This window comes from Acinetobacter sp. Tol 5 (assembly GCF_019702905.1).
In the GTDB taxonomy this organism is placed as follows: Bacteria; Pseudomonadota; Gammaproteobacteria; order Pseudomonadales; family Moraxellaceae; genus Acinetobacter; species Acinetobacter bereziniae.
The window spans coordinates 819,673-835,855 of sequence record NZ_AP024708.1; the positions used below are offsets into that span (position 1 = coordinate 819,673).

General features: G+C 38.3%; 18 protein-coding genes. 12 read left to right on the plus strand and 6 right to left on the minus strand.

Annotation, left to right across the window (positions count from 1 at the left end; genetic code table 11):
- The first annotated feature begins 45 nt into the window (after nucleotides 1-45).
- The 8 genes from TOL5_RS03930 (at nucleotide 46) to TOL5_RS03965 (ending at nucleotide 9,610) form a co-directional block, all read left to right on the plus strand.
- Nucleotides 46-1,461, plus strand: a complete 1,416-nt coding sequence (locus tag TOL5_RS03930) for a C13 family peptidase (protein WP_005033652.1) — start codon at nucleotides 46-48, stop codon at nucleotides 1,459-1,461.
- A gap of 79 nt (nucleotides 1,462-1,540) precedes the next feature.
- Nucleotides 1,541-2,377 (plus strand): S-formylglutathione hydrolase, encoded by an 837-nt coding sequence (gene fghA, locus TOL5_RS03935; RefSeq protein WP_121774129.1) that lies wholly within the window; start codon nucleotides 1,541-1,543, stop codon nucleotides 2,375-2,377.
- Between the two features lie 170 nt (nucleotides 2,378-2,547).
- On the plus strand, nucleotides 2,548-3,654 hold the full coding sequence (locus TOL5_RS03940; protein WP_121774128.1) for a YjgN family protein: 1,107 nt from the start codon (nucleotides 2,548-2,550) through the stop codon (nucleotides 3,652-3,654).
- A 20-nt stretch (nucleotides 3,655-3,674) separates the two neighbouring features.
- On the plus strand, nucleotides 3,675-4,808 hold the full coding sequence (locus tag TOL5_RS03945; RefSeq protein ID WP_046760923.1) for a M48 family metallopeptidase: 1,134 nt from the start codon (nucleotides 3,675-3,677) through the stop codon (nucleotides 4,806-4,808).
- Between the two features lie 268 nt (nucleotides 4,809-5,076).
- A complete protein-coding gene (gene rpe, locus TOL5_RS03950) occupies nucleotides 5,077-5,763 on the plus strand; it encodes a ribulose-phosphate 3-epimerase (protein WP_005033643.1) in 687 nt (228 codons plus the stop codon).
- 409 nt (nucleotides 5,764-6,172) lie between these two features.
- Nucleotides 6,173-6,598: a hypothetical protein gene (locus TOL5_RS03955; protein ID WP_227510903.1), complete on the plus strand. Its 426-nt coding sequence runs from the start codon at nucleotides 6,173-6,175 to the stop codon at nucleotides 6,596-6,598.
- Between the two features lie 56 nt (nucleotides 6,599-6,654).
- Nucleotides 6,655-8,691 (plus strand): multicopper oxidase domain-containing protein, encoded by a 2,037-nt coding sequence (locus TOL5_RS03960; RefSeq protein ID WP_121774127.1) that lies wholly within the window; start codon nucleotides 6,655-6,657, stop codon nucleotides 8,689-8,691.
- Nucleotides 8,678-9,610, plus strand: a complete 933-nt coding sequence (locus TOL5_RS03965; RefSeq protein ID WP_121774126.1) for a copper resistance protein B — start codon at nucleotides 8,678-8,680, stop codon at nucleotides 9,608-9,610. Before TOL5_RS03960 ends, TOL5_RS03965 begins: the two co-directional genes overlap by 14 nt.
- A 50-nt stretch (nucleotides 9,611-9,660) precedes the next feature.
- Here TOL5_RS03965 and TOL5_RS03970 read toward each other — a convergent pair whose 3' ends face one another.
- The gene (locus tag TOL5_RS03970) at nucleotides 9,661-10,152 is read right to left on the minus strand and encodes a DUF6985 domain-containing protein (RefSeq protein ID WP_121774125.1); all 492 of its coding nucleotides are present in this window, start codon (nucleotides 10,150-10,152) and stop codon (nucleotides 9,661-9,663) included.
- A gap of 217 nt (nucleotides 10,153-10,369) precedes the next feature.
- On the opposite strand from TOL5_RS03970, the gene sugE (TOL5_RS03975) reads away from it, so the two are divergent.
- The 3 genes from sugE (TOL5_RS03975) to TOL5_RS03985 all read left to right on the plus strand — a co-directional run bounded on the left by sugE (TOL5_RS03975) (nucleotide 10,370) and on the right by TOL5_RS03985 (nucleotide 11,617).
- Nucleotides 10,370-10,687 (plus strand): quaternary ammonium compound efflux SMR transporter SugE, encoded by a 318-nt coding sequence (gene sugE / locus TOL5_RS03975; protein ID WP_004830041.1) that lies wholly within the window; start codon nucleotides 10,370-10,372, stop codon nucleotides 10,685-10,687.
- A 90-nt stretch (nucleotides 10,688-10,777) separates the two neighbouring features.
- Nucleotides 10,778-11,095 carry a quaternary ammonium compound efflux SMR transporter SugE gene (gene sugE / locus TOL5_RS03980; RefSeq protein ID WP_009585232.1) on the plus strand — a complete coding sequence of 106 codons (318 nt, stop codon included), beginning with the start codon at nucleotides 10,778-10,780 and terminating at the stop codon, nucleotides 11,093-11,095.
- Nucleotides 11,096-11,137: 42 nt separating this feature from the next.
- Entirely contained in the window at nucleotides 11,138-11,617 is a 480-nt protein-coding gene (locus TOL5_RS03985; RefSeq protein WP_009585224.1) for a methylated-DNA--[protein]-cysteine S-methyltransferase, read from the plus strand.
- A 139-nt stretch (nucleotides 11,618-11,756) separates the two neighbouring features.
- Here TOL5_RS03985 and TOL5_RS03990 read toward each other — a convergent pair whose 3' ends face one another.
- The 4 genes from TOL5_RS03990 to TOL5_RS04005 all read right to left on the minus strand — a co-directional run bounded on the left by TOL5_RS03990 (nucleotide 11,757) and on the right by TOL5_RS04005 (nucleotide 14,835).
- A complete protein-coding gene (locus TOL5_RS03990) occupies nucleotides 11,757-12,371 on the minus strand; it encodes a LysE family translocator (protein ID WP_035300845.1) in 615 nt (204 codons plus the stop codon).
- Between the two features lie 86 nt (nucleotides 12,372-12,457).
- Nucleotides 12,458-13,264 carry a helix-turn-helix transcriptional regulator gene (locus TOL5_RS03995; RefSeq protein WP_005033624.1) on the minus strand — a complete coding sequence of 269 codons (807 nt, stop codon included), beginning with the start codon at nucleotides 13,262-13,264 and terminating at the stop codon, nucleotides 12,458-12,460.
- 162 nt (nucleotides 13,265-13,426) lie between these two features.
- Entirely contained in the window at nucleotides 13,427-13,972 is a 546-nt protein-coding gene (locus TOL5_RS04000) for an FG-GAP repeat protein (protein WP_121774124.1), read from the minus strand.
- Between the two features lie 95 nt (nucleotides 13,973-14,067).
- Nucleotides 14,068-14,835, minus strand: a complete 768-nt coding sequence (locus TOL5_RS04005) for a hydroxymethylpyrimidine/phosphomethylpyrimidine kinase (protein WP_005033620.1) — start codon at nucleotides 14,833-14,835, stop codon at nucleotides 14,068-14,070.
- A gap of 105 nt (nucleotides 14,836-14,940) precedes the next feature.
- Between TOL5_RS04005 and TOL5_RS04010 the strand changes: the two genes are divergently transcribed.
- Nucleotides 14,941-15,585 (plus strand): HAD-IA family hydrolase, encoded by a 645-nt coding sequence (locus TOL5_RS04010; protein WP_004830031.1) that lies wholly within the window; start codon nucleotides 14,941-14,943, stop codon nucleotides 15,583-15,585.
- A gap of 60 nt (nucleotides 15,586-15,645) precedes the next feature.
- On the opposite strand, the gene TOL5_RS04015 is transcribed toward TOL5_RS04010, so the two are convergent.
- The gene (locus tag TOL5_RS04015; RefSeq protein ID WP_004830027.1) at nucleotides 15,646-16,110 is read right to left on the minus strand and encodes an Lrp/AsnC ligand binding domain-containing protein; all 465 of its coding nucleotides are present in this window, start codon (nucleotides 16,108-16,110) and stop codon (nucleotides 15,646-15,648) included.
- Nucleotides 16,111-16,183: the final 73 nt, after the last annotated feature.

Genomic DNA, 16,183 nt, shown 5'->3' on the forward strand with positions numbered 1-16,183 from the left:
TAAACTAGATAGGCTGATTGAAGCGACTGCCTTAACAGAATCTATATGATAGACCTTAAACCCTCAATTAACTTTTGGCATGATTTGAAAAGTAACCAACGTGCAGGGATCTGGTTATTCTTGGGTTCGCGAAAGTCTTTACAAATTGTTCGTCCGTCAATTTTACAGCTTATTTTTTGGGGGCTGTTGGGTGCTTGTGCCAATACTTTATTTAGTTGGTTGGTCGCAGGTGATGGTGGGGTATTTAATCGTCAAGGCTTAGTCAGTTATGCTTTATGGCCATTTATTGCTTTGATTGTTGGGATATTCCTCTCTCAACGGACCAATAATCCACGTTTAATGTTGGTGCCTGCATTATTATGGTTGGTGCTTGATACGCATATCATGTTGTTTCAGTGTCTTTTACAGTATCTGGGCAATCATGATCTGTTACCGTATTTCACTTATGATGTGATTCCGCTGTTGTTCTTTGCTTTATTTATTTGGCAGAGCCTTGCAGTGGTTTGGGTGTTTTCGAGAGAGTTAAAATGGCCGTGGTGGGAACGTGCGCTGATCATGTTTGCTACGGTTGCGACGCTGTTTACTTGGCAAGTATCTATTAAAGAGCAGCCGATTTGGAAAGTAGAAGAGGTTCCACCGAGTATCAGTGAAAATGCGTTCTATGCCCAAAGTCGTTTACTCAATAAAGCATTAGAACAAATTCAGTTTGGTGAGTTTGCCAAAACACACTGGTACTTTTTAGGTGTGGCAGGGGCAAGTTATCAGGATGTATTTAAATTTGAGATTGATCGAATTAAAGAGCAGTTCGATACGCGTTTTGGAACATTCGGGCGCTCTATCGAGTTGGTGAATAATCCTGCAAGTATTAACGAGACCCCAATCGCTTCAAAAACCAGTATAGATCTCGCCTTACGCCGTATCGGGCAGCAAATGAATCGTGAAAGTGATGTGTTGTTTTTGTATATGACATCACACGGTTTACCGAATCGTTTTGAATTGGAAAATGAACCGATTGATTTAAGCGATGTTGATCCAAAATGGCTCAGAGAAAGTTTAGATAAATCGGGTATTCGTTGGAAAGTAATCGTTATATCAGCCTGCTATTCAGGTAGTTTTGTTTCAGCACTGCAATCACCAGATACCTTAATTATTACTGCTTCTGCAGCTGATCGTGCATCATTTGGTTGTTCAAATGAAGCAGATTATACTTATTTCGGTCGAGCGTTCTTTGATCAAGCAATGCGTGAACAAGGCTCATTAAAAGCGGCATTTAAAGAAGCATCTGAAACAGTTGCGAAATGGGAAAATGCACAAGGATTTGATCCATCTGAGCCGCAGTGGGTGATTGGAAAAAATATGGAATTGATGTTGCCTCAATTGGAGCAGCATTTATTTCCACAACAAGGTGTGATTGCTTCCGCACAAAGTCAGAATGAAAAGTTAGATCCAGCTAAACCTTGATGGTTATTGTCATTTAGGCATCAGGTGAGTGATATAAACCTTAAACAATTTGTAAATCCAAATTTAGAGAGAGAAGGCAATGGAACTTTTAAGTAACACGATTTGTTTCGATGGTGAACAACGAATTTATCAGATTCAGTCGAATTATTTAAAAGGTGCAAGCAAAGTTGCTGTTTATATGCCACCTCAAGCTTTAAAAGGGCAAAAGTGTGCAGCATTGTTTTATCTGGCTGGTCTGACCTGTACTGAGGAAACATTCATTATTAAGGCGCATGCCCAGCGCTTGGCGTCACAACTCGGTTTAATATTGATTGCGCCAGATAGTTCGCCACGAGGTCAAGACGTTGCTCAAGGCGATTCATGGGATTTGGGACAAGGTGCTGGATTCTATATCAATGCAACTCAGGCACCGTGGTCTGAACATTTTCAAATGGAAAGTTATATCGTCGATGAACTGTATTCTTGGGCGCTTGAAACATTCCCAATCCAATCAAATGCGATCGGTATTTTTGGACACAGTATGGGAGGACATGGCGCTTTAACATTGGCATGGAAATATCCACATTATTTTAAATCTGTGTCTGCCTTTGCGCCAATTTGCGCACCAAGTGAATGTCCTTGGGGTGAAAAAGCTTTTTCCCATTATTTAGGGGATGACCAATTAGTATGGCGCCAACATGATGCCACGCAGTTGTTGCTTAATAAGGGTTCACTGTTTGATGAGGTTTTGATAGACCAAGGCTTAAAAGATCAATTTTATAGTCAATTGAATCCTGAGAAATTCCAGCAAGCGTGTAATGCTGTTGGGCAAAAGATCAGCCTGAGATTTCACGAAGGCTATGATCATGGATATTATTTTATCCAAAGTTTTATGGATGATCATTTGCAATTCCATGCTTTACAATTGCAAAAGTAGAATGCGATTTATCCCAAAATATTAAAAAAAGCAAATTGATGCTGAGTAAAAGTAAATATTTGTTTGCTTTTACTCTATTTCTTTCAGTTTAGAAAAAATATACACTGGCACTGATATTTTTTATTATGAAAACTTGAGTTCACCATCATAATTTGAATAAAGAGAATAATATGCAAGATCAAATTCCACCTCCATTTCCTGATCATTTGAATGTGGATCAACAGCTCACACCACCCAGTATTCCGCAATATACAGACCAACAATACCCTAAAGTTCACCGCTTTAAGTTTCATGGTGATGCAATGGAGTATTTTGGAATATGGATTGTCAATATCCTATTGACCATTGTGACTTTAAGTTTGTATGCACCTTGGGCAAAGGTTCGTCGTTTACGTTATTTTTATGGAAACACGGAGTTTTTTCAGCGACGTTTTGACTTTACGGGTATACCAACCAAAATTTTAATAGGGCGTTTGATCGCATTGGGGATCTACGCAGCATTTTCCATTTCATCCCACTATTCAATGATAGCAACTGTGGTTGGGTTGGTTGTGTTATATGCTGCAGTCCCTTGGTTGATTCGTGCAACTATGCGTTTTACTGCGCGAAACAGTAAATTCGGGAACAGCCGATTTTATTTTGCTGGAACCACTAAAGAGTCTTATAAAGTCTTTTTCTTGAGCATATTGGTGTATATTTTTACTTTGGGTATCTTTTCGCCTGTAGCGATATGGCTATATAAAAAATATTATCTCAATCATTTATATGCAGGGCAGTTAAACTTTAAATTAAATGCAGATTGGTCTGCTTATATGGCAGCAGTTTATGCGCCGATTTTTATGTCGATTGGTGTAATTATTGCATTTTCTGTGGTTTATTTCGGCATCATTGGCACTGTTGCAGGCTTCTCACCAAGCTTTTTTATTACTGGGATATTTATCATGTATGCAGTGGTTGGATTATTTATTTATCCATTAATCGCTGCACGTCTTTTTATTACCACATGGAACAATACCACGGTCGGCAACAGCCAGTTTAAAACAGATTGCAATCAGTGGCGTTACGCATGGATTATTGCCTCAAACTGGATTGTCAAAATTTTAAGCATAGGATTGATGTCTGCTTGGGCTGCGATTCGTATTCACAAATATCAGGTTGAGTCGATGAGCTTAATTTTGCATGATGATCCAGATCAAATGATGAATTTGGCACAGCAAGAACAAAGCGCTTTAGCCGAAGAAATCAGTGACATTTTTGACATTGATATTTCTTTATAATGATATGAGTTGAATAATCTATGTCACAACCTGTAGATATTATTTTCTATGATGGTGTGGTGTCTAAACCGCACCATGCACAGATTTCAGCTCAATCTGAGTCTGAAGTTCTGATTCGCTATGGTGATCGTTTAGAGCAGCATCGTCGCTATCAATATTCAGATATGGCATTGATTGGTGCGCTTGGGCAATTACATCCTGTGATTGAATTAAAAGACGATGCGCGTATCGAGTTTCATGGAGCATTACCTGAATGGTTTAATTATGGAACTAAAAAAGTTCAGCATTCAATCTGGAAACTTGAACGTTCACCAAGCCTGATCATTTTTAGCGTGATTTTTGTGGTTGCTTTTGTGTTTGCCTTAGTCAAATGGGGCGTTCCAGCTGCTTCACATTATGTGGCTTTTCAATTGCCTGAAAATAGTTTGAAAAAATTAGGGGATGAAGCCGAAACCTATGTTTTAAATAATTGGACAGCGCCCAGCCAATTGGCTCAAGGTCAAAAGGATTTAATTTCCAAACAATATTTAAATACAGTGGCTGAAGGCAAACCTGCCAAATTGGTTTTTCGTGAAGGAGGGCGCTTGGGTGCCAATGCGGTGGCATTGCCCAACAATACCATCATTATCACGGATGAATTGATCGAAATGGCACATAGTGATCAAGAAATTTTAGGCGTCTTGGCGCACGAGCAAGGTCACTTAATTCAGCGCCATAGCCTACAACAAGGCTTAACCAGTTTAGGGCTTAGCGTCTTGTATATTGCCATGACGGGAGATAGTTCGGACTTATTTACTTCATTACCTGCTGCAATGATTGGTGCAAATTATTCACGTAAATTTGAATCTGAAGCTGATCTATATGCTTTACAGTTGATGGATCGAAAGGGCATTGAAGTCTCACATTTTGCCAATTTCTTACAACGTTTAAGTGATGAAACAGAAGATTCAGAAAAAGCTGACAATGCGAGTCAAACTGCCAATGCTGATAAAAAGGCATCCGCTAGTTCGCCTTCATCGCAAAAAGAGTCGGATAAAAATCAGTCTTTAGCAATTCTGGATGCATTATCTTCGCATCCTGCAACTCAAGAACGCATTCAAATGGTTCGCGATTTTGAGAAAAAACAGCAAGAGAAGCATCAGCAGTCCAAATGATCTTCTATCTTTAGATAACGACTGATTTGATCAAGGGCTTGTTAAAGCCCTTGATTTTTTTGGTTATCCAAAACGCTTAAAAGAAAATATTTTAAGTTTGCAGTATCATTTATTGTAGTTGGAAACAATTTACACAGGATTCATCGATGGTCTGCATTAGAATTATTTTATAAATACTGATGAAGATTAAAGCTGTCTACTTTTAAATCAACCTTGTAAGGTAAGTTTGTTATAATAGGAAAAATTTTTATATCTGCTAGGTTGTTTCATGTCCAAGCCATTTCTAATTGCCCCATCAATTTTGTCTGCTGATTTTGCCCGTTTAGGTGAAGAAGTTGAAAATGTATTGGCTGCAGGCGCAGATGTTGTTCATTTTGATGTGATGGATAACCATTATGTTCCAAACTTAACTTTTGGTGCTGGGGTGTGTAAGGCATTAAAGAAATATGGCATCAAAGCACCGATTGACGTGCATCTCATGGTTTCTCCTGTAGATCGTATGATTGGTGATTTTCTTGAGGCAGGTGCGGATATTATTACCTTCCACCCTGAGGCAACACACCATATTGATCGCTCTTTGCAACTGATTAAAGATGGTGGCGCAAAAGCGGGTCTAGTATTTAATCCAGCAACACCATTACATTATTTAGATTATGTGTTGGATAAAGTAGATCAAGTTTTATTGATGAGTGTTAACCCTGGTTTTGGCGGTCAAAAATTTATTCCAAAGACTTTAGAAAAACTCCGTGAGGCACGTAAAATTATCGATGCTTCAGGTCGTGACATTCGTTTAGAAATTGATGGGGGCGTTGGACCTGCCAATATTCGTGAAATTGCGGAAGCGGGTGCAGATATGTTTGTGGCAGGTTCAGCGATTTTTGGAAAACCCGACTATCAAGCGGTAATCAATGAAATGCGAGCTGAATTAGCCAAAGTAGGTCAAGTTTCAGTTTAAAAGTTTTCCACAAAAAATGAAAACACCCTGTGGATAACATTGTGATTAACTATATGGATAACTATGTTGATAAGCATATGGATAAGCTGGGTATAGATTAAACAATTAGTTGTCAATTGTTTAGTCGTTCATCAAGAATCGTTTAAAAAGAGTTCATATGCGCTCTTTTTTTATGAAATGTGTTGTTTATTGACCTGCTCAATGATTCAGCATTGTATAAAAAATAATGTGCTGAAGATTTATCCAATCAGTACTTATGCATTGAAATGTGTGATATTTGCCAAAATCAAGATTATTGGCTATGCTTTAGACTCATCATTGGCTTAACAAGGTTCAAGTTTTGTTTATACAACTCCGCAAACAGCTGTGGTTTGTTTGTCTTATGGTTTTTGCCATAGGGTGGAGTGGTGTGTCTATTGCATCTGCAAAAGTCATGCAGATGAGTATGCAGCATCAACAAATGATGTCATCATCTCATCACATCGATGGGCATCAAACAAAAAAGGAATATGGGTCTGTACAACAGCTTAAAAATCTTTGTACAGATATAAATAAGAATAAAAATGGACAAAATCAGCATACAAATAATGATCAAGCGATAACGGATCAAAATGATTGTCATCAGCAAGTGAGTCAATCTGAGCCAACACAAGCGTTTAAGTGCCAAGATTGTAGCTTGTTATCCTGTCAATCTACCGTGATTTGGTTGAACAGTGATATCCCCAAATTGACTATACCTGATCATTTTCAAAATAGTGCTTCTTATCAAGCAACTTACAGAGCACAGCATCTTGCTGGTTTTTGGCAAGAAATCTTACGTCCACCCAAAGCTTAGCCTGATTTTAGAAACTTTTTATTCGTAAAGTTTATTTTTAAAATTTAGGTTAAGTTATGTCTATTTATTTAGTTCAAAAACGTTTGGCGAAAAGCCTGCTTGTCTCATTGTGTTTGTTTTCCTCAACATGGGGAATGGCGGCAGTGAGAGAGTATCGATTAACGATTGATGAAGGAATGGTCAATGTTATTGGCAAGCCCTTAAAACGTATTACTGTGAATGGTCAGTTTCCAGCACCACTTTTAGAGTTTGAAGAAGGTGATGATGCTGTTATTCGTGTCACCAATAAATTAAAAAATCAGGATTCCTCCGTTCATTGGCATGGTCTGTTACTTCCTGGAATTATGGATGGAGTTCCAGGTTTTAATGGTTTTAATGGAATTAAACCCAACGAAGAATATGTATATAAGTTCAAGGTTCGTCAAAGTGGAACCTACTGGTATCACGCGCATTCAAAAGGACAGGAACAAGACGGTTTATATGGTTCTTTAGTTATTTATCCCAAAGATAGAAAACCTTTGGCAGCGCATGAACGAACAGAACGTGATTACGTGGTCATGCTATCGGACTTTCATAAGCAGACCAGTGATCAAATTCAAAACAATTTAAAAGTCTCAGCGGAATACTACCAAAATCGACGAGAAACGGTTTTTGATGTTTGGAAACAAATACAGCGTGATGGTTTAAAGACCACGTGGTCTGATCGGAAAATGTGGAATCAGATGCGTATGTTAAAAACAGATATGTCTGATGTGACGGGTTATACCTTTTTGGTCAATGGCAAAACCCCTGAACAGAATTGGACGGGTATGTTTAAACCCAATGAAAAAGTACGTTTACGCTTTGTGAATGCATCAGCAATGTCATTTTTTGATGTCAGAATTCCTCATTTAAAAATGACGGTTGTCAGTGCTGACGGGCAACCAGTGAAACCTGTTGCTGTTGATGAGTTCCGCATAGGAACGGCTGAAACTTATGATGTAATCGTTGAACCTAAAGGCAATCATTATCAAATTGAGGCTGAGTCGATTGACCGTTCAGGATTTGCGATTGGAACACTGCATAATGAATTGATGCCTAAAGCCTCAGGTATTCATATGCCTAATGCTCGTCCACGTTCACTGTTGACCATGGAAGATATGGGAATGGACCACTCCAGTATGGGAGGAGGAAGTATGCAAGGCATGGACCATTCAAAAATGAGCACCGACAGTATGCAAGGCATGGACCATTCAAAAATGAGTGCCAACAGTATGCAAGGCATGGACCATTCAAAAATGAGTGCTGACGGTATGCAGGGCATGGACCATTCGAAGATGAGTGATGACAGTATGCAGGGCATGGATCATTCAAAGATGAGTGCCGATAGTATGCAGAGCATGGATCATTCAAAGATGAGTGCCGACAGTATGCAGGGCATGGACCATTCGAAGATGAGTGCTGACAGTATGCAGGGCATGGACCATTCGAAGATGAGTGCTGACAGTATGCAAGGCATGGATCATTCTCAGCATGACCAAGCCTCAAAGTCTAAGAATGACCAAGTGGTTTATGGTTGGGCAAATGCTTCAACACCTCAAGGAGATAAAGCGCTTCAATACAGTGATTTAAAGTCACTCACACCACAACCAGATACGCGTGAGGCGACCAGCGAACTGGTGGTGCGTTTAGGTGGAACCATGGAGCGTTATGTCTGGACGATTAACGGTAAAAAATTTAGCGAGGCTGAACCGCTTAAAGTGAAATACGGTGAGCGCATTCGTATTAAATTTATTAATGACAGCATGATGGCGCATCCAATGCATTTGCATGGCATGTTTATGCAGTTGGAAAATGGTCAACCTCCAGTAGATATGCCAAATAAACACACTGTTGTTGTACCGCCTGGTAAAACAGTGACGGCATTGCTTACTGCTGATGAATTAGGTGAATGGGCAATCCATTGTCATCTGTTGTATCACATGACGTCAGGCATGATGAATAAGTTGATTGTTGCAAATGTCAGTGATGGCAAAGTGTCAACACAACCTATTCAAGCAACAAAAGCAAATCAAAAAACTGAAATGAAAGGAGGCGAACATGCGAATCATTAATCTTTTTTCAAAATCAGTTTTAAATATTTCATTGTTGTCAGTCAGTGGTTTAGCAATCGCCCATGAAGGTCATCAGCTGCAAGGTGTAACGAATGCAATCACTGAATCCACCACGACGATGAGCAATTCATCCATGGATCATTCCAAAATGAACTCAATGGAAAACCCAAACCAAACAGTTGATCATTCTCAACATCAAATGGATGCTGAGCAGAGTAATGACTCAGCAAATACGGGTTTATCCCATGATACACATGACCATCGAAAGGAGCATGGTGGACAAGTATATCAACGGGTAACGATCGACAATGCCTGGATGTTGGATGAGGATGGTAAAGGTACTCTGGATTCTTCATTCGAACTCAGAGTTGGAACAGATGAAAATAAACTGTTTATTAAAGGAAGCTCCAGTAAAGCCGAATCAAGCAAAGCTGAATATGATCTGAGTGCCTTATATAGCCGTAATATTGCAGCATTCTGGGATGTTCAAGCGGGTGTGCGTTATAGTGATAATCCTGAACGAGAAACTGATCAAGAACGTGTAGATGCTGCACTCGGTTTGCATGGTTTGGCGCAGTATTTCTTTGAAACAGATGCTTATCTTTATTTTGGTCAAGACAGCAGAGTGGCGTTTAGTTTAGAAACCTCACGTGATTTACTGTTAACTCAAAAACTGATTTTGCAGCCATATTTAGATATCAATGTGGTCTTTAGTGATGACTCTCGATATGCAAAAAAGTCAGGTCTAAACAGTATGACGACGGGTTTAGAAACACGTTATGAAATCACCAAAAAAGTCATGCCTTATGTCAGTGTTGCCTATACTTACTCTAAGGGTAATAAAGAAACTCAATGGCAAACAGCAACTGATTCAGAAAACGGTTGGTTATATGGTGCAGGGTTGCGTTTAAGATTCTAATTTTTGATTTTCAAAAATAAATAAAAGGTCACTTCTGAGGAGGTGACCTTTTATGTTTCAGCGATACCTGCCACGATTTCAAGCTGATCATTGACAAACTTAAACTCCATTCCGTGCTCAGTATCCAAATCATAATGAATGGATAGCCTTAATATGTCTGGAGAACTTAGTCGTAAATTTAACATGGTTTGAATATAAGGATTATGTGACTCAACATCGTGAATATTTAAAGCTGCTTCTCCTGACTTTTCAGGATTTTCATAGTGGTGTGCATAAAGTTTTTGGTAACGTTCGAAAGCATGTTGCTGTATTGTTTTGAGGTGTTGTTCAAAATTTTGTAGAAATTTTTGATATGTTTTGGCGAATGCATTAAGTTGTTCTTGATCAGGTTCTTGTTCTATTTCATTACCTTCTTCATCGAACTCTTCTCCCAAAAAAATTTCTCGATCTGCATGTTGATTAAAAAATGCATGTGAAAAAAAAGTTTCTGAACTAAATCCTGCCCAACTTGGATGAATTTCACCCCAATAATCATGTTTCATGGCGTATCTACTCCGCTTTTATAATGACTGTGAATGATCATAAAGTAAGCCTGATGAAAAAGTACCATTCAAATGTAAATAAGGTCAAATTTTGTAAATTTTAATAAATTTAGTCAGATGAGTTGATATAATTAGGATTCTTTAGGAGGAACGACCTCCCTCAATCTGAGAAAAATCGTCAGGACGACCTGATTCTAATTTAAATTTGGAGCTGGTCATGGCTTGGATTGTTCTCGTCTTTGCAGGTATCTTTGAAATCGTTTGGGCATATACCATGAAAATGTCTGAAGGATTTACTAAGCTCACACCGAGCATTATCACTTTATTTTTTATGATTTTAAGTTTTGGTCTATTGGCATATGCGATGCGTACCTTGCCATTAGGAACGGCTTATACGATCTGGACAGGAATTGGTGCAATTGGTTCATTCTTAGTGGGGATTTTTATCCTTGGTGAACCTGCAACAGCGATGCGTATGCTGGCAGCTGTACTGATTATTTCCGGTCTAGTGCTGATGAAGCTTTCATCCAGTTAATTGGAATATCGAAGTGCCATCCTGATTTGGGATGGCACTTTTTTGTGTGATCATATTGAGAAATAACATATAGAAAATGGTGAATATCGAATGGCATGGGTTTTATTGGTGGTTGCAGGGTTATTTGAGGTGGTTTGGGCATATTTTATGAAGGTCTCAGATGGCTTTAGTAAACTGATTCCTAGTGTTTTAACCCTTATTTTTATGATCGCAAGTTTTGCCTTATTATCTTATGCAATGAAAAGCTTACCATTAGGTACTGCCTATACGGTTTGGACAGGAATTGGCGCTGTGGGTTCATTTGCTGTCGGTATCTTCTTTTTAGGTGAACCAGCATCTGCCATGCGGATGTTGGCTGCTGTACTGATTATTTCTGGGTTAGTGTTGATGAAATTATCTTCAAGCTAAGTTAATCTGTGAAAACAGATATCGAGAAGAGTGAGTCATTTGATGCAGCTTTCATTTATGGAAATGAATTCACCTGTAGGGAAATTGAAACTAGTGGCCCACGATCAAGCGTTGGTTGCAGTACTTTGGGAAAATGAAAATCCTAAACGTGTCCGTTTAGCACAATTGATTGAAAATAAAAATCATCCCGTTTTGTTGGAAACACAGCAACAATTGAATGAATATTTTCAAGGACATCGAACCCAATTTGACTTAGCCCTAGATTTTGCTGGAACAGAGTTTCAACAAAAGGTTTGGCAAGCTTTACTTACGATTCCATTTGGTGAAACGCGAAGTTATAAGCAAATTGCTGAACAGATTGGTAACGTAAAAGCCGTTCGGGCAGTCGGCGCTGCGAATGGTAAAAATCCAATTTCTATTATCGCACCATGTCATCGTGTGGTGGGTGCAAATGGTAAATTGGTTGGTTTTGCCGGAGGTTTGGAAAATAAGGATGTGTTATTAAAGTTGGAGAAAATTTAGCTCAAATTTGAATTAATTTTTTGACTTAATCTCCGTCAAAACGAAATTAAATTTGAGCAATGCTATAAATAGCTTTTCAATTCTTCACTTTGATCAAATCGTATATATGATTTAGACACTTAGAAAGAGAGTAAAACTTTCATGATTTTGAACTAAATAAGAGTTTCATACTTAAACCAACAAAACTCATAGAAAATATGCGCCTAAGCCATTTTAGTACACTCGGTTTTCCTAACACATATCGGCGCATCATTGCAGCGAAACACCCATAGAAAATAAAAACAACTAATGTAAGCAGCATAAATATTAGACTTAAGCCGAGCATGTCCAATATAGGTTGAGCGGTATGGCTAGAAATAAACTGAGGTAAAAAAGCTAAAAAAAACAAGGGAAGTTTTGGATTGAATAAATTAATAAATATTGCGTGTTTGATAATTTTAAGAGAGGAGTGCTTAGTCTCATTTTGTTCAAATTGAAAGGAGCCTTTCTCTTGGAGTGCTGACCAAGCCATATATAGTAAATAAGTCACACCTAGAAACTTTAAAATCATAAATACTGAGCTACTCATGGTAAACACGAACGCCAGTCCGAGGATTGCTATGAATATATGGGGAATAATCCCTAATGTACATGCAATTGCAGCAATCAAACTGGCTTTTGTACCACGTGATATCCCTGTGGCTATGGTATAAATGGCACCTGTACCCGGTGAAATAACAACAATAAGTGATGTAATTAAAAATTCGAAACTCATGTACATGAGCCTGCTCCAAATATAAATGAAGCTTGATTATCTTAAAGATATAAAATTAAAGTCTTGAATAAAATTGCAGGATACTTTTAACACAAATAATATTTTTGATAGCGACTTGGCGTCATTGCAAATTGACGTGCAAAGGCTCTTGTCATATGACTCTGATCGGCAAAGCCTGCAAATAAAGCAGCTTCAACTAAAGTTTTTCCTTGTAATAGGTAGTTTCTCGCTTGGCAAACACGTCGTTGCATTAAGTAAGCATGTGGAGTAATGCCAAATTCATGCGAAAAACTTCTGAGTAGTTGAAATCGACTGATATCGCATAAATCAGCGAGCTCACTCAGAGTAACTGTATATCCAGACATCTCGTCAAGATATTCTTTAGCACGCTTTACAGAAAAGTGTTGCGTGGGTCGATGTTTTTTCGAGAGTATGTGATGACGACTTGTATGCATTAAACTAAACAAAAGCATTTCTTCTAATGCAACACTTTCAATGTCAGGTTGAGACATATGTTTAAAAAGTTGAGATAAATGCTGACTCAATAACTGATCATGTATGAGTGGATGCAATATGGCATCTGCACAGCGTCCTTCAGCAAGCAATTCTTGTTGCAATAGTTCTGGTTGAAAATAAATCATTTGCCAACAACGTGGTCCATCAATAGGAATACCATCATGAATTTCACCGGGATTTACGATAATGACATCACCAGATGCTGCTTCCACTTGACCAATTAAACTCCAAGAACGTTGTGCTCCCCGTGTAATAATACCTATACCAAAGTAATCATGTGAATGCCGAGGAAAAGAGTGCTCCGTCAACAACGATATTGCTTCTGTGCCAGCAATAGGAAGGCTTAATGGGGTGATTTGATGAATACGTTTGGACAATCGTTATCTTCTCATTTTGTTATAATGATTAATTTCATTGAAAAAGCATGATCACCATTTCAAGTTATTAATTTACGCTTTTATATGGGGTGGGTAAAGTTTTTGGTCCTTGCTATTTATTGTGCTGATTTTTTAAGACGCGCTGATCATAAAATTGTTGAATCATTCATCCTCTGCCTTAGATTTTAACCATTTCCATTGCCCATGTTTAAATTCAAAGGTATCAACCCACCATCTTGCGCCACCTCGACATGAACTGGTCATTTGTTTTTTCTGAGGAATCAATTTGAGATCTGCCAATATAGAACATTGGGCATGGCTAAAATCAATCTTACTTTGATCTAATACTTGATATTCTTTGCTTTTGGGTTGGTAAAGAAAAATATCAAACACAGCATAAACCCCCATACCCATATCTGGAGCAGACACTGCAATATCGGTATATCCATCAAAATTATAATCATTAAAATAGATCTGGTAGGAGCGTTGATAAGGCAATTCTTGCAGTGGGAATGTTTGCCGTTTTGATGCAGTTTTAATGGTGAGCTGCCCTAACTCTTCATCGCCATTTTTAAATAAAAATTGAGTTTTTTGTCCATTTACAGTGTAGTTTAAATTCCCTGTAACAGTTTGTTGTTGGGGGAAGGCAAAAGTGAGTGGACTGAGGGAAAAAACACAAGCCAAGATGATTGAGCTTTTTTTAATCATTGTTGTTCTCTGTTATGTTTGATCAATTGTCCAAAACCTTACCTATAAATGAATGGATAAAATTTTGGACATTAGTTTGTTTAGGATCATTAGGTTTAAAAACGTTTTGGAATTTTTTGCCCACCTTCGATGGGTGTTTCTGCATTTTTCAATACACCAAATAACCATGTTTCGGCGTGTTGTACCGCAATTTTAAGTTGATCACCCAGTGCCAAGCGCCCAGCAATAAAGCTCGCAAGTGAACAACCTGAGCCATGATATTCACCTGCTAAACGCGGACATTTCGATTCAGTGATCATTTCACCATTTACATATAAAGCATTGCGAATATAGTCAGGTGTATCTTCATGTCCACCTTTAACTAAAACGGCTTGAGCACCCATTTCAAAGAGTTTCTGGGTTGCCTGTTCTATATTATCTTCACCTGTTAAGGCACGTAACTCAACTGTGTTTGGGGTAATGACAGTTGCTAACGGAATCAGTTCAACAAAGGCTTTAACTAAGGTCTCTTGATTACCTAGAGAACCACCACTATTCGCCACTAAAACTGGATCAAGCACATAGAGATAGTCTGGATGTTCTCTTAAAAAATCAGCCAAAGCGGCAATGTTATCTGTAGTTCCCAGCATCCCAGACTTCACCGCTTTAATCGGTAAGTCGCCAACAACAGCATTGGCTTGAGCAAGTAAGAGTTGTTTTGAGGTCGCTTCAAAACCAAAGACTTGTTGAGAGTTTTGAATGGTTAATGCTGTACAAGCAATTGCCGCATGCGCACCACTTTGACCAATTGCTTCAATATCAGCTTGTAAGCCAGCTCCACCTGAAGGGTCTAGACCTGAAAAACAAAGTACAGTAGGGCGCACGATGATGTCCTTAATTCTCAAATTTGCGTTAGTATAGGCAACTTTGAGAGAACACTCGATAGTAATTTGATAATTGTTTGAAACGCAGATTTAAAGGATTGGACCATGATAAAGAATATTTTAATTGATTTGGATGGAACACTCACTGACCCAAAGGTAGGGATTACCACATCTGCACGATACGGTCTTGCAAAAGTAGGACATCCTATTCCTGAGTCTGAAAATATTGATTGGATCATTGGTCCACCGCTAAAAGCATCTTTAGCAAAATTGTTGAATATTGATGTAAATGATGTATTGGCTGAGCAAGCTTTATTGGGTTATCGAGAGCGTTTTGCTGTTACTGGGCTATTTGAAAATCATGTATTTGAGGATGTTGCGCAGACCTTAGCTGCACTGAAAAATAAAGGTTATCGACTGTTTTTAGCAACAGCAAAACCTGAAGTCTATGCGCGTCAAATTCTAGATCATTTCGATTTATTGAGTTATTTTGACTATCCTTATGGAAGTGAACTCAATGGTGAACGAACCAACAAAGCCGAATTGATTGCCTATATTTTAGATAAAGAACAGCTCAATCCAGAACAATGTCTTATGGTCGGAGACCGAGAGCATGATATTTTCGGTGCTCGCAAAAATGGCATTGAAACAATTGCAGTTGAATATGGTTATGGAAGTCAGCAGGAGTTAGATCTTGCTCAGCCAAAGGCTCGTATCAAAAGCTTTGCTGAACTGCTCAATTTTGTTTGATACGATCCATGTTGATGAGCTAAATTAAGTGAATTGTTGTAAGTTGTTAAAATAATTTATTTATTTGACATCAAGGTACAGTGATTCTTTAATTTCTTCCATCACAATATAACTATGTGAAGATGCGGAAGAGGGAAGTTTTTTAAGTAAGTCACCCAGTAAACGACGGTAAGCACTCATTTCTTTTAATCGGGCTTTGACCAGATAATCAAAGTCCCCAGAAATGAGGTGGCATTCTTGTACTTCTGGTATTTCCATTAAATCTTTCGCGACTTGTTCAAAAACGTCACCAGATTTTGCAGAGAGACTAATTTCAAGAAAAACCAATAAGTTACGATCGAGGTGTTTTGGATTGAGGCGCGCATGATAACCCATAATGATGCCATCACGTTCCAAACGCTTAACTCGCTCAGAACAAGGTGTTGTTGATAAACTAACTCGCGAAGCCAATTCACTGATGGCAATGCGACCTTCATTCTGAAGAATTTCTAAAATCATTCGATCTATACGGTCTAATTTACGCATCAATAATTTCCTTTTTTTGGTGAATTTTCACGACAAAAAATTAAAACACCTAAATTTTAACATTAAAAATAGT

Excerpts from the sequence above, each read along its gene's own strand:
- sugE (WP_009585232.1), top strand. The coding sequence starts at position 10,778 with ATGGCATGGGTTTTATTGGTGGTTGCAGGGTTATTTGAGGTGGTTTGG.
- TOL5_RS03990 (WP_035300845.1), bottom strand. The coding sequence starts at position 12,371 with ATGAGTTTCGAATTTTTAATTACATCACTTATTGTTGTTATTTCACCG.
- TOL5_RS04000 (WP_121774124.1), bottom strand. The coding sequence starts at position 13,972 with ATGATTAAAAAAAGCTCAATCATCTTGGCTTGTGTTTTTTCCCTCAGT.
- sugE (WP_004830041.1), top strand. The coding sequence starts at position 10,370 with ATGGCTTGGATTGTTCTCGTCTTTGCAGGTATCTTTGAAATCGTTTGG.
- TOL5_RS04010 (WP_004830031.1), top strand. The coding sequence starts at position 14,941 with ATGATAAAGAATATTTTAATTGATTTGGATGGAACACTCACTGACCCA.
- TOL5_RS03970 (WP_121774125.1), bottom strand. The coding sequence starts at position 10,152 with ATGAAACATGATTATTGGGGTGAAATTCATCCAAGTTGGGCAGGATTT.
- TOL5_RS03960 (WP_121774127.1), top strand. The coding sequence starts at position 6,655 with ATGTCTATTTATTTAGTTCAAAAACGTTTGGCGAAAAGCCTGCTTGTC.
- TOL5_RS03940 (WP_121774128.1), top strand. The coding sequence starts at position 2,548 with ATGCAAGATCAAATTCCACCTCCATTTCCTGATCATTTGAATGTGGAT.
- TOL5_RS03930 (WP_005033652.1), top strand. The coding sequence starts at position 46 with ATGATAGACCTTAAACCCTCAATTAACTTTTGGCATGATTTGAAAAGT.
- fghA (WP_121774129.1), top strand. The coding sequence starts at position 1,541 with ATGGAACTTTTAAGTAACACGATTTGTTTCGATGGTGAACAACGAATT.
- TOL5_RS04015 (WP_004830027.1), bottom strand. The coding sequence starts at position 16,110 with ATGCGTAAATTAGACCGTATAGATCGAATGATTTTAGAAATTCTTCAG.
- rpe (WP_005033643.1), top strand. The coding sequence starts at position 5,077 with ATGTCCAAGCCATTTCTAATTGCCCCATCAATTTTGTCTGCTGATTTT.
- TOL5_RS03965 (WP_121774126.1), top strand. The coding sequence starts at position 8,678 with ATGCGAATCATTAATCTTTTTTCAAAATCAGTTTTAAATATTTCATTG.
- TOL5_RS03945 (WP_046760923.1), top strand. The coding sequence starts at position 3,675 with ATGTCACAACCTGTAGATATTATTTTCTATGATGGTGTGGTGTCTAAA.
- TOL5_RS03985 (WP_009585224.1), top strand. The coding sequence starts at position 11,138 with ATGCAGCTTTCATTTATGGAAATGAATTCACCTGTAGGGAAATTGAAA.